At 73.0% G+C, this 11,520-nt stretch carries 11 protein-coding genes; 5 read left to right on the forward strand and 6 right to left on the reverse strand.

The annotated features are described in order from the left end of the window. Positions 1-15: 15 nt before the first annotated feature. Both AB0C78_RS42350 and AB0C78_RS42355 read left to right on the forward strand, forming a co-directional pair. The gene (locus AB0C78_RS42350; protein ID WP_360759523.1) at positions 16-1,083 is read left to right on the forward strand and encodes an enolase C-terminal domain-like protein; all 1,068 of its coding nucleotides are present in this window, start codon (positions 16-18) and stop codon (positions 1,081-1,083) included. Next, positions 1,083-1,646, forward strand: a complete 564-nt coding sequence (locus AB0C78_RS42355) for an AAA family ATPase (protein WP_360759526.1) — start codon at positions 1,083-1,085, stop codon at positions 1,644-1,646. The genes AB0C78_RS42350 and AB0C78_RS42355 overlap by 1 nt, the downstream gene beginning before the upstream one ends. A 92-nt stretch (positions 1,647-1,738) precedes the next feature. Here the strand turns inward: AB0C78_RS42355 and AB0C78_RS42360 are convergent, their stop codons facing one another. The 5 genes from AB0C78_RS42360 to AB0C78_RS42380 form a co-directional block, all read right to left on the reverse strand. Then, entirely contained in the window at positions 1,739-1,924 is a 186-nt protein-coding gene (locus AB0C78_RS42360) for a hypothetical protein (protein ID WP_151545703.1), read from the reverse strand. A gap of 154 nt (positions 1,925-2,078) precedes the next feature. Further along, positions 2,079-3,233, reverse strand: a complete 1,155-nt coding sequence (locus AB0C78_RS42365; protein WP_360759529.1) for an acyl-CoA dehydrogenase — start codon at positions 3,231-3,233, stop codon at positions 2,079-2,081. Further along, positions 3,230-5,197, reverse strand: a complete 1,968-nt coding sequence (locus AB0C78_RS42370) for a biotin carboxylase N-terminal domain-containing protein (RefSeq protein ID WP_360759532.1) — start codon at positions 5,195-5,197, stop codon at positions 3,230-3,232. Before AB0C78_RS42370 ends, AB0C78_RS42365 begins: the two co-directional genes overlap by 4 nt. Positions 5,198-5,201: 4 nt before the next feature. Continuing rightward, on the reverse strand, positions 5,202-6,734 hold the full coding sequence (locus AB0C78_RS42375) for a carboxyl transferase domain-containing protein (RefSeq protein ID WP_360759551.1): 1,533 nt from the start codon (positions 6,732-6,734) through the stop codon (positions 5,202-5,204). A 56-nt stretch (positions 6,735-6,790) separates the two neighbouring features. After that, positions 6,791-8,665: an acyclic terpene utilization AtuA family protein gene (locus AB0C78_RS42380; protein WP_360759535.1), complete on the reverse strand. Its 1,875-nt coding sequence runs from the start codon at positions 8,663-8,665 to the stop codon at positions 6,791-6,793. A 102-nt stretch (positions 8,666-8,767) separates the two neighbouring features. Here AB0C78_RS42380 and AB0C78_RS42385 point away from each other — a divergent pair, with 102 nt between their 5' ends. The 3 genes from AB0C78_RS42385 to AB0C78_RS42395 are packed head-to-tail and all read left to right on the forward strand — an operon-like array spanning position 8,768 to position 10,464. Beyond that, positions 8,768-9,379: a TetR/AcrR family transcriptional regulator gene (locus AB0C78_RS42385; protein WP_360759537.1), complete on the forward strand. Its 612-nt coding sequence runs from the start codon at positions 8,768-8,770 to the stop codon at positions 9,377-9,379. A 42-nt stretch (positions 9,380-9,421) separates the two neighbouring features. After that, positions 9,422-9,727 carry a YciI family protein gene (locus AB0C78_RS42390; RefSeq protein ID WP_360759540.1) on the forward strand — a complete coding sequence of 102 codons (306 nt, stop codon included), beginning with the start codon at positions 9,422-9,424 and terminating at the stop codon, positions 9,725-9,727. After that, complete coding sequence (locus AB0C78_RS42395; protein ID WP_360759543.1) at positions 9,724-10,464, forward strand: hypothetical protein; 741 nt, start codon at positions 9,724-9,726, stop codon at positions 10,462-10,464. Before AB0C78_RS42390 ends, AB0C78_RS42395 begins: the two co-directional genes overlap by 4 nt. A gap of 22 nt (positions 10,465-10,486) precedes the next feature. Here AB0C78_RS42395 and AB0C78_RS42400 read toward each other — a convergent pair whose 3' ends face one another. Then, a complete protein-coding gene (locus tag AB0C78_RS42400) occupies positions 10,487-11,368 on the reverse strand; it encodes an alpha/beta hydrolase (RefSeq protein ID WP_360759545.1) in 882 nt (293 codons plus the stop codon). Positions 11,369-11,520 lie beyond the last annotated feature (152 nt).

The following is an 11,520-nucleotide window of genomic DNA, read 5'->3' on the forward strand; positions in this document are numbered from 1 at the left end:
ACCACGAGAGGGCGGATGCGGGTGCCCCGGATCCTTGGCTGCGACGCCTTCCGCGTCGCGATGCCGCGCGGGCGGCGGCCGGAGAGCATTCTCGTCCGGCTCTCCGGCGGGGACGGCGCGGCGGGCTGGGGCGAGATGGCCGTCCCGACCGGGACGGCGAACCCCGGGCCCGGCTGGGCCGACATCGAGACGCGGATGGCGCCGGCGCTGATCGGGCTGGACTGGGACCGTCCCGAGGACGTGTCCGCCGCGGCCGACCTCGGCGCGAACGAGGCCGCCGCGGCGATCGACGTCGCCTGCTGGGACCTGTGGTGCCGGGAGCGGGGCCTGCCGCTCGCGCACGCGCTCGGCGGGACGCGGACGTCCATCGTCACCGGCGCCCGGCTCGGACCCGAGCCGCTGCTGGACACGGTCGCGCCGCGCGCCAACAAGGCGGTGGGCGCGGGCCACACGCGGGTGACCCTCCCGATCCGGCCGGGCTGGGACATCGAGCCCGTCCGGGCGCTGCGGGAGGCCTACCCGGCGCTGGCGCTCGTCGCGGACGCCGGCCACGCCTACACCGAGTCCGCCGAGCACATGGCGGTGCTGGAGGCGCTGGACGCCTACGGGCCGGTGGCGATCGAGCGGCCGTTCGCCGCGGACGACCTCGCCGCGCACGCCCGGCTCCAGCTGCGGGTCGGCGCCGCGGTCGCCCCGGCCGTCGGCGACCTGGAGACCCTGGACGCGGCGATCACGCTGGAGGCGGGCCGGGCCCTGCACCTGCGGCTGGACCGGCTCGGCGGGCTGACGGCGGCGCGCAGCGCGCACGACCTGGCGTACGCGGCGGGCTGGGACGTGTGGTGCAGCGGGTGCGGCGCGTTCGGCATCGGGCAGGCGGCGGCGGTGGCGCTGGCGGCGCTGCCGGGCTGCACGCTGCCGAGCGACGTGTCGGACCCGGCGGGCGGCCCGGTGTTCGTGACGCCGCCGGTCCGCTCGTCCGGCGGGGTCGTCGGGGTGCCGCTGACCCAGCCGGGCCTCGGCCACGAGATCGACGAGGCGCGCATCGAGCGGCTCGCGACCCGCCGGATGCGGCTGCCGGCCTGATGCCCGCGGCCGTCTGGATCGTGGCGGGCCCGCCCGGCGGCGGCAAGTCGACCGTGTGCGATCTGCTGCTGGCGCGGCTGCGCCCGGTCCCGGCGCTGCTCGACAAGGACACGCTGTTCGGCTCGTTCGTCGCGGCGACGCTCGCCGCGCACGGCCGCGACCCGGGCGAGCGCGAGGGCCCCTGGTACGACGAGCACGTCAAGCGGCACGAGTACGCGGGCCTCACCGCGGCGGCGCGGGAGGTCCGCGGGCACGGCTGCCCGGTGCTGCTGAGCGCGCCGTTCACCGGGCAGATCCGCTCCCCCGCCCGCTGGGCGGAGTGGGTGGAGGCGCTCGGCGGCCCGGACGTGCGGCTGCTGTGGATCCGCACGGACGCCGCCACGCTCCGGCACCGCCTGGAGCGGCGCGGGCTGCCCCGCGACGCGGGGAAGCTGGCCGGGTTCGACGCCTTCGTCGCGCGGATGCGCCCGGAGGAGCCGCCTCCCGTCCCGCACATGGCCGTCGACAACCGGCTCGCGGCGCCGCGGTCGCTGGAGTCCCAGCTGGACGCGCTGCTCGGCTGACGGGCGCACGGTTCCTGACGGGAGCAGGGGCCCCGCAGCGGCGCCGTGCCGGCCGCGCCCGGGACGGACGGGCGCGGCGGGCACGGCGGACGTCAGCCGTTGATGTTGATGTTGACGTTCGTGTTGTCGTTGTCGCCGCAGCAGTGGTGGCAGCCGCCGGCGATGGCCGCGGGCGCGGCGGCGGACGCGGTGGACGCCGACGCGGCCGTGGAGAGGCCGAAGAAGCCGGCGAGCAGCGCGGCGACGGTCAGGACCAGGGCAGAGAGAAACTTCCGCATGATCATCCCTTTCGTTCGTTATGCGGCGGTCGCCCCGCGATGGTCCCCGTATCGGCACTCTGTGTAACGCTCGCATCGCCATAAGTAGGCAAAGGCGCACGGACCCGGACGTTCACCCGGAGTTCCGTGCGCCTTCGCGTAGCGCGGCGCGGCGTCAGTACGACTTGGGCAGCCCCAGCGAGTGCTGCGCGACGAAGTTGAGGATCATCTCGCGGCTGACCGGCGCGATCCGCATCAGCCGGACGACGCCCGCCAGCATCCCGACGCCGTACTCGGTGGTGAGGCCGTTGCCGCCGTGGGTCTGGATGGCCTGGTCGACGCAGTGGATCGCGGCCTCGGCGGTCGCGTACTTCGCCATGTTCGCGGCCTCGCCGGCGCCCATGTCGTCGCCCTCGTCGTACAGCCAGGCGGCCTTCTGCCCCATCAGCCGGGCCAGCTCCAGCTCGATCTTCGCGGCGGCGAGCGGGTGCGCGAGGCCCTGGTGCGCGCCGATCGGCGTCTTGAACACCTGCCGGTCCCGGGCGTAGGAGATCGCCTTGCCGAGCGCGAGCCGGCCGATCCCGGCGCCCATCGCCGCCGCCATGATCCGCTCGGGGTTGAGGCCGGCGAACAGCTGCAGCAGGCCGCCGTCCTCGTCGCCGACGAGCGCGTCGTAGGGCAGCCGGACGTCGTCGAGGTGGCAGATGAACTGCTTCTCCGGCGACACGATCTCCATGTCGATCGGCGTGTAGGTGAACCCGTCGGTGCCGGTCGGGACGATGAACAGCGAGGGGCGCAGGTTGCCCTTCTGGTCCTCGGTGCGGCTGACGAACAGGACCGCGTCGGCCTCGTCCACGCCGGAGATGAACGTCTTCTGGCCGTTGAGGAGCCAGCCGTCGCCGTCGCGGCGCGCGGTGGTGGTGATGCGGTGCGCGTTGGACCCGGCGTCCGGCTCGGTGATCGCGAACGCCATCTTCACCGACCCGTCGGCGAACCTCGGCAGCCAGTGCTTCTTCTGCGCCTCGGTGCCGGACCGGGCGATGATCGTCGCGCAGATCGCCGGGGAGACGACCATCAGCAGCAGCGGGCAGCCGGCCGCGGCGAGCTCCTCGCAGACGGCGGCGAGGTCGCCGATGCCGCCGCCTCCGCCGCCGTACTCCTCCGGCACGTTGACGCCGAGGTAGCCGAGCCGCCCGGCCTCGGCCCACAGCTCGTCGGTCTTCTCGCCCGCGCGCGCCTTCTCGACGTAGTACGCCGAGCCGTACTTCGCGCCCAGCTCGGCGACGGCGGCGCGCAGCGCCTGCCGTTCCTCGGTCTCGACGAAGCTCATTCGGGGGTTCCTTCCACGGAGATGACGGCGAGGACGGCGCCGGACTCGACCTGCCGTCCGGCCTCGACGTTGAGTTCGGCGACGGTCCCGGCGGCGGGGGCGGCGATGCGGTGCTCCATCTTCATCGCCTCCAGGACGACGAGGGTCTGCCCCTCAACGACGGCGGCGCCGGGCTCGGTCTCGACCCGGACGACCGTCCCGGGCATGGGAGCGAGCAGGGAGCCGGGCGCGACCTGCGCGCTCGGGTCGGTGAAGCGCGGCACGGCCCGCAGCGCGACGGGCCCGAGCCGGGAGTCGACGAACACCGCGTCTCCGGCGCTGGTCACCGTGAACGTCTCGCGCAGCCCGTCCCTGTCGAGGACGACGCGGTCCGGCTCCGCGCTCACCAGCGCGGTGCCCGGACACAGCTCGCTGACCAGGCCGTCGCGGCCGAGGTGGTAGTCGACGTCGATCGTGCCGTGCGGGCCGTCGAACGTCCGGCGCTGCGGCTGCGACCGGACGTTGCGCCACCCGGACGGCAGTCCGCCGAGCACGGCGGCGGACGCGCGTTCCCGCGCCGCGCCCGCGAGGGCGGCGGCCAGCGCGGACACCGCGACGGTCTCCTCGGCGGCGAGCGGCGCGGCGAGGACGTCCAGGCCGATCCGGTCGAGGTAGCCGGTGTCGGTGTCGCCGGCCAGGAACGCCGGTTCTTCCAGGATCCGCACGAGCAGGTCGCGGTTGGTGGTCAGGCCGTGGACGCGGGCGCCGCGCAGCGCGGCCGCCAGCCGGCGAGCAGCCGCCGCGCGGGTCGGCGCCCACGCGATCACCTTGGCGAGCATCGGGTCGTAGTGGACGCCGACCTCGCTCCCGCTCTCCACGCCGCTGTCGAGCCGCAGCCCGAAGGACGGCGGGACGGCGAACTCCGCGTCGACGCCCGGCACCTCGAAGGTGTGCAGGGTGCCGCTCGCGGGACGCCAGTCGTGCGCGGGGTCCTCGGCGTACAGGCGGACCTCGATGGCATGCCCGCGCGGTTCCACATCGTCGTCCGGGAGCGCGCCGCCCTCGGCGCACTCGATCTGCAGGCGGACGAGGTCGACCCCGTAGACGCATTCGGTGACCGGGTGCTCGACCTGCAGGCGGGTGTTGACCTCCAGGAAGAAGAAACGGCCGTCCGGCGCGAGCATGAACTCGACCGTCCCCGCGCCGACGTACTCGATGGCGCGGGCGGCGTTCTCCGCGGCCGCGCAGAGCGCGTCGCGCAGCGCGTCGTCGACGGCCGGCGACGGCGCCTCCTCGATGATCTTCTGGTGGCGGCGCTGGATGGAGCACTCCCGCTCGCCGAGGGCGACCACGGTGCCGTGCGCGTCCGCGATGATCTGCACCTCGATGTGGCGGGCGTTCTCCAGCAGCGGCTCGCAGAACACGGTCGGGTCCCCGAAGGCGGACTCGGCCTCGCGGCGGGCGCCGGCGACGGCGTCCGCCAGCTCGTCCAGGGTCCGGACGATCCGCATGCCGCGCCCGCCGCCGCCCGCGGACGCCTTCACCAGCAGCGGCAGGTCGGCGGCGGTGACCTGCGCGGGGTCCAGCTCCGGCAGCACCGGGACCCCGGCCGCCGCCATCAGCTTCTTCGCCTCGATCTTCGAGCCCATCGCGGCGATAGCGGCGGGCGGCGGGCCGATCCAGGTCAGGCCCGCGTCGATGACGGCCTGCGCGAACGCGGCGTTCTCCGACAGGAACCCGTAGCCGGGGTGGACGGCGTCGGCGCCCGCGCGGCGCGCCGCGTCCACCACCTTCGCCGCCGCGAGGTAGGTCTCGGCGGGGGACGCGCCGGGCAGCCGCACCGCCGCGTCCGCCTCCCGGACGTAGGGCGCGCCGGTGTCGGGGTCGGAGTGGACGGCGACGGTCCCGATGCCGAGGTCCCGGCAGGCCCGGAAGACCCGGCGGGCGATCTCGCCGCGGTTGGCGACCAGCACAGTCTTGATCATCAGCTCACATCCGGAAGACGCCGAAGCCGTCGGCTCCGCGCACGGGCGCGTTGTGGACAACGGACAGGCAGAGGCCGAGGACGGTGCGGGTGTCGCGCGGGTCGATCACCCCGTCGTCGTACAGCCGGCCGGACAGGAAGAACGGCAGCGACTCCGCCTCGATCTGCGTCTCGACGAGCTCGCGCATCGCGCGGTCCTGGTCCTCGTCGTAGGCCTGGCCGCGCGCCTCGGCGGCCTGCCGCGCCACGATCGACAGCACGCCCGCGAGCTGCTGCGGCCCCATCACCGCCGACTTCGCGCTCGGCCAGGTGAACAGGAACCTCGGGTCGTACGCCCGGCCGCACATGCCGTAGTTGCCGGCCCCGTACGACGCCCCCATCACGATGGTGATGTGCGGGACCTTGCTGTTCGCCACCGCGTTGATCATCAGGGCGCCGTGCTTGATGATCCCGGCCTGCTCGTACTCCTTGCCGACCATGTAGCCGGTGGTGTTGTGCAGGAACAGCAGCGGCGTGTCCGCCTGGTTCGCGAGCTGGATGAACTGCGCGGCCTTCTGCGCCTCGGCGCCGAACAGCACGCCCTGCGCGTTGGCGAGGATCCCGATGGGGTAGCCGTGGATCCGCGTCCAGCCGGTGACGAGGCTGGTCCCGTACAGCGGCTTGAACTCGTCGAACTCGGAGCCGTCCGCGATCCGGGCGATCACCTCGCGCGGGTCGAACGGGATCTTCAGGTCCTCGGGGACGATCCCCGCCAGCTCCTCCGCGTCGTACCGCGGCTCCTCGACGGGGCCGGGCGCCGGGCCGAGCTTGCGGTGGTTGAGGTTCTTGACGATCTGCCGGCCGATGCGCAGGGCGTCCGCCTCGTCCGCGGCCATGTAGTCGGCGAGGCCGGACGCGCGGGCGTGCATCTCGGCGCCGCCGAGCTCCTCGTCGTCGGCCTCCTCACCGGTCGCCATCTTCACCAGCGGCGGCCCGCCGAGGAACACCTTCGCGCGCTCCTTGACCATGACGACGTGGTCGCACATGCCGGGGATGTACGCGCCGCCGGCGGTGGAGTTGCCGAACACCAGCGCGATCGTCGGGATGCCGGCGGCCGACAGCCGGGTCAGGTCGCGGAACATCCGGCCGCCCGGGATGAAGATCTCCTTCTGCGTCGGCAGGTCCGCGCCGCCCGACTCGACCAAGTTGATGACGGGGAGCCGGTTCTCGAGGGCGATGTCGGACGCGCGGAAGCTCTTCTTCACCGTCCACGGGTTGCTGGACCCGCCCCGGACCGTCGGGTCGTTCGCCACGATCATGCATTCCACGCCCTCGACGACGCCGATGCCGGTGACGACGCTCGCGCCGACGGGGAAGTCGCTGCCCCACGCGGCGAGCGGGCTCAGCTCCAGGAACGGCGAGTCGGGGTCGAGGAGCAGCTCGATGCGCTCCCTGGCCAGCAGCTTCCCGCGCTTGCGGTGCCGCGCGACGTACTTCTCGCCGCCTCCTTCGAGCGCCTTGGCGTGCTCGGCGTCCAGCGCCGCCAGCTTCTCCAGCATGGCGGCGCGCCGCTCCCGGTACTCCGGGCCGCCGGTGTCGAGCGTGCTCTTGAGGGTCAACGGACTCCCTCCGGGTTCGGGGTGTTCTCCGCCGCCGGGCCCTCGGCCTGGGACGGCGGGCCGAGCAGGGACTCGGGCACGTCGGCGAGGCGGGACCGCAGCCACTCCCCCAGCGCCTTGCCCTGCGGGTCGAACCGGGTCGATGCCGACACGCCCTCCTGCAGCAGGCCCTCGACGACAAAGTTGACGGCGCGCAGGTTCGGCAGGACGTACCGCCGGACGCGGTGGTCGCGGGTCTCGGGCATCAGCTCGTGCAGCCGCTCGACGGTGAGGAAGGGCTCCAGCCACCGCCACTGCGCGTCCGTCCGGGCCCAAACGCCGATGTTGGCGTCCCCGCCCTTGTCGCCGCTACGGGCGCCCGCGACCCGCCCCAACGGCACCCGCACGGTCTTCCCGGTTCCTCCGCTTTCCCCGGGTTCCGCGGTTTCCCCGGCGAGCGGTGAGGCCGGGTTGTCCACAGAACGGGGTTCCACTTCCGTGCCCCGACCTGGGGGTTGGACACTGGAAGTGGGGTCGCCCCCCTGGGCGGGCGGGGGTTGGCTCCCATGCGTTTCAGCTGCGGGAATCGCCACCCTCCTGCCGTCCGGGAGGACGGCGACGTGCTCGACCTCCCCGTTGGGCACGAACGCCGGCTTGTACACCCCGTACGGGCTCCCCTTGCCGGGCGGCGACGTCATCGTGAACCCGGGGTATCCGGCCAGCGCCAGCTCCACCACCGCGCCGCTGAACCTGCGCCCCACCTTCTCCGGGTCCGGGTCGAGGACGGCGCACCGCAGCAGCGAGGTCGCCTCGCCCTGCGTCGCGGGATCGGGCGCGGCGCCGCCGATGAGCGTCCACTCGACGCGGGCGGGCGGCGCGTCGCCGAACGCGGCCTCGAGCTGGGCCCGCGCGAACGCCGCCTTGGCCTCGATGCCGAGCCCGGTGAGGACGAACGTCATCTCGTTGCGGTGACCGCCGAGGTGGTTCAGGCACACCTTCGTCGTGGCGGGCGGCGGCGCCCCCTCGGCTCCGGTGATCCGGACCCGGTCGGGCCCGTCCTCCGCCAGCCGGACGGTGTCGAAGCGCGCGGTCACGTCCGGGCCGGCGTAGGCGGGCGCGCCGATCTCGTACAGCAGCTGCGCCGTGACGGTCTCGACGGTCACGGCGCCGCCGGTACCCGGATGCTTGGTGATCACGCTGGAGCCGTCGGCGTGCACTTCGGCAAGCGGAAAGCCCAGCGGCTTTACATTGTAGATTTCTTCGAAGAAGGCGTAGTTGCCGCCCGTCGCCTGCGCACCGCATTCCAGCACGTGCCCGGCGACCGTCGCCCCGGCCAGCGCGTCCCAGTCGTCGCGCGCCCACCCGAAATGCGCGGCGGCCGGGCCCACGACCAGCGACGCGTCCGTCACCCGTCCGGTGACCACCACGTCCGCGCCGGCCCGCAGGCACTCGGCGATGCCCCACGCCCCGAGGTAGGCGTTGGCGGTGAGCGGATCGCCGTACCGCGCGTCGGCCAGCCCCAGCTCACCGGCGCGCGGCAGCAGGTCGTCGCCCTCGACGTGCGCGATCCGCACGTCCACGCCGAGCCGCCCGGCCAGCTCGCGCAGCCGCTCCGCGAGCCCGCGCGGGTTCAGCCCGCCGGCATTGGTGACGATCTTGACGCCGCGCTCGGCGGCCAGCCCGAGGGACTCCTCCATCTGCCGCAGGAAGGTGGACGCGTACCCGCCGCCCGGGTCCTTCATCCGGCTCCGGCCCAGGATCAGCATCGTCAGCTCGGCCAGGTAGTCGCCGGTGAGGACGTCCAGGGGACCGCCCTCCAGCATCTCCCGCACCGCGCTGAAACGGTCGCCGTAGAAACCCGAGGCGTTGCCGATCCGCAACGGTCGACTCATGGCCAGCACCCTGCCAGCCCGGATCGAAAAAATCAATCGCGCTTGATTGTTTTCTGCGGGCGCGGTTTGGTTGACTGGAGGGCCACCCGAGCCGAGGAAGAGATGACCACGCAGGCGATCCCCCGCGAACCGCAGCAGGACCGCAGCCGCGCGACCCGGCGGCGCCTCCTGGAGGCGGCCGTCGACTGCCTCGCGTCCATGGGCTGGGCCGGCACCACGGTCGCCACCGTCGCCGAACGCGCCGGGGTGTCGCGCGGCGCCGCCCAGCACCACTTCCGCACCCGGGAGGAGCTGGTCACCGCGGCGGTCGAGTACGGCTCCGAGGTGCGGATGGCGCAGATGCGCGAGCACCTGGACGCGCTCGCCGACCGGCGGCCGTCCACCCTCGACGTCGTCACCCTGCTCGGCGAGATGTACACGACGCCGCTGTTCCGCGCCGCGCTCCAGCTGTGGGTCGCCGCCAGCTCCGACGAGCAGCTCCGCGCGCAGGTCCTGCCGCTCGAGGCCCGGGTCGGGCGCGAGGCGCACCGCCTCACCGTCGAGGCCCTCGGCGCGGACGAGTCGGTCCCCGGCGTCCGCGAGACCGTGCAGGCCACCCTCGACCTCGTCCGCGGGCTCGGCCTCGCCGACCTGCTCACCGACGACTCGGCCCGCCGCACCCGGCTGCTGCGCCAGTGGGCGGCGACCCTCGACCTGGCCCTGTCCGCGCGCTGAGAGACTGGACCGCCACGCCGGACGATCATCGAAAGGGCGGCAATGCTGCACGTGCTGAGGCTGGAGTACACCGAGTCGGAGGAGGCCGCCGAACCCCACGTCAAGGACCACGTGGCGTTCCTCGACCGGCATCACGCCGACGGCACCTTCCTCCTCTCCGGGCAGACGGTCCCGTCCGAGCAGGGCGGCCTCATCATCGCCGCGGGCGTCGACCGCGCCACCGCCGAGAAAATCGCCGGCGCCGACCCGTTCGTGCGCGCCAGAGTCGGCCGCTACACCATCACCACGATCGTCCCCGGACGCGCCCACCCCGACCTCGCCGGACTCCTGGCGGCGTTCCGTCCATGACCGGCGAGGCCCTCCATGACTTCCGGGCCGGCGACGTCCTCCGGATCTCCTGCCCGTTCACCGACGCGACCGTCAGCGCCGTCCATGCCTACAGCGTCTCCGTCCGCTGGCCGTGGTGGCAGGTGGACCCCGACAGCGACTTCATCCACTGGAACGGCGACGTCGCGCTTTCCCGCGCCTCCTCCATGGACAGGGAACGCGAGTTCTTCACGACGATCCCGGACACCGACGCGCTCGCCGCCGGCGACCGCTGCAAGGTCGGGATACCGCCGACGATCGTCCATGTCATGTCCGTCGAGCGCTTCGACCCGCCTCTGGAGACGGGCCGCCTCCCCCGCCCGCACCGGCACGTCGTCATCCTCCACCACGGCGAATCCGAGGACCCGGACGCGGAGTTCCAGGGCTACTCCATCGACCCCGACGACGATCAGCCGATCGCCCTGGACCTCGTCTTCCGCCCGTACGCCTTCCTGTGCGCCGACGACGAACTGGCCGACGCAGCCGGACGCGCCTGGCGCTTCATCGCTCCCTGGGACTGGCACCCCTTCGACGGAGGCACCGGCACCCCCGTCTGGCCGCTGACCCTCCTCTACCGCGACGGCGCCGAACCGACATCCACGTCGCTCAACGCCGTCGCCGAGGCCACCTCGACCGGCTCGCACGCGCAACAACTCGCGCAATGGCAGCGCTTGACGGGCGCACGCCCACCCGAACGCATCCACCCCGCCTCCGCGTGAAGGACGACGGGCCTGGCCGTGCTCATCTCGTGTGCGCCTCCAAGGCGTCGATGATCACGGGCCAGAGCTCACGCGGACGGTCATGCCCCATGTCGGGGATCAGCAGGAGCTCCGCGCCGGGCACGAGCTCCGCGGTGCGCCGGCCACCGCTGGGATCGATGAGCGTGTCGTCCAGGCCATGCATCACGAGGGTCGGCACCTGGACCTCCCGGAGGGCATCGGCACGCGAGCCGCTCAGGATCATCGCTCCGAGCTGACGCCCGACGCCGGCGGGGTAATAGGCCCGGTCATAGGACGCGGCAGCCAGCTCCCGCAGGACGGACGCGTCGCCATAGCGCTTGGAGGCCCACACCAGCTCCCGTTCCGCCGCCGCGATATATCCGTCCCGGTCCTGAGGCTTCGGAGCGAAGAGCACCGCCCTAGCCTCGGGACTGGAGCTGCCGTACTCGCTCTCCCCCGTCGACGACATCATGGACGTCAGGGTCAGCACCCGCTCCGGCTCGCTGATGGCCATCGTCTGCGCGATCATCCCGCCCATCGAGGCTCCCACCACATGGGCTCGCTCGACACCGAGCACGGTCAGCAAGCCGAAACCGTCGTCGGCCATGTCCTGCAGCCGGTAGGGAACCATCGCGATCGCGGACGCGAGGTCTCCCGAACTCACAGCGTCGATGAACCCGCCCATGTCGACCGGATGATCGTCGAATCTGGTCGACAGCCCGCAATCCCGGTTGTCGAACCGGATCACGTAGCGGCCACGATCCGCCAGCGCCCGGCAGAAGTCCTCATGCCAGGCGATCATCTGGGCACCGAAACCCATGACGAGCAGAACGGGAGAATCAGCGGGATCACCGAAACTCTCGTAGGCGATGGACACCCCGGACGACACATCGGCGATCGGCATACCCGCAGCCTGCCAGGGCCGGCCACTGGACCGCATCCAAATATTCGCCGGCCGACCACGCCCGCAGAAATGCGGAAGGCCCCGCCGTTTCCGGCGGGGCCTTCCTAATATGATTAAGGCGGGGTCCGACGATCCCACACGGTCACCCACTC

Origin of the sequence: Actinomadura sp. NPDC048394 (assembly GCF_040651755.1) — a bacterium.
Classification (GTDB): domain Bacteria; phylum Actinomycetota; class Actinomycetes; order Streptosporangiales; family Streptosporangiaceae; genus Spirillospora; species Spirillospora montaniterrae.

Bases quoted from the DNA above. Each gene is read 5' to 3' on its own strand.
- AB0C78_RS42355 (WP_360759526.1), top strand. From the start codon at position 1,083: ATGCCCGCGGCCGTCTGGATCGTGGCGGGCCCGCCCGGCGGCGGCAAG.
- AB0C78_RS42380 (WP_360759535.1), bottom strand. From the start codon at position 8,665: ATGAGTCGACCGTTGCGGATCGGCAACGCCTCGGGTTTCTACGGCGAC.
- AB0C78_RS42390 (WP_360759540.1), top strand. From the start codon at position 9,422: ATGCTGCACGTGCTGAGGCTGGAGTACACCGAGTCGGAGGAGGCCGCC.
- AB0C78_RS42400 (WP_360759545.1), bottom strand. From the start codon at position 11,368: ATGCCGATCGCCGATGTGTCGTCCGGGGTGTCCATCGCCTACGAGAGT.
- AB0C78_RS42360 (WP_151545703.1), bottom strand. From the start codon at position 1,924: ATGCGGAAGTTTCTCTCTGCCCTGGTCCTGACCGTCGCCGCGCTGCTC.
- AB0C78_RS42365 (WP_360759529.1), bottom strand. From the start codon at position 3,233: ATGAGCTTCGTCGAGACCGAGGAACGGCAGGCGCTGCGCGCCGCCGTC.
- AB0C78_RS42395 (WP_360759543.1), top strand. From the start codon at position 9,724: ATGACCGGCGAGGCCCTCCATGACTTCCGGGCCGGCGACGTCCTCCGG.
- AB0C78_RS42350 (WP_360759523.1), top strand. From the start codon at position 16: ATGCGGGTGCCCCGGATCCTTGGCTGCGACGCCTTCCGCGTCGCGATG.
- AB0C78_RS42385 (WP_360759537.1), top strand. From the start codon at position 8,768: ATGACCACGCAGGCGATCCCCCGCGAACCGCAGCAGGACCGCAGCCGC.
- AB0C78_RS42370 (WP_360759532.1), bottom strand. From the start codon at position 5,197: ATGATCAAGACTGTGCTGGTCGCCAACCGCGGCGAGATCGCCCGCCGG.
- AB0C78_RS42375 (WP_360759551.1), bottom strand. From the start codon at position 6,734: ATGCTGGAGAAGCTGGCGGCGCTGGACGCCGAGCACGCCAAGGCGCTC.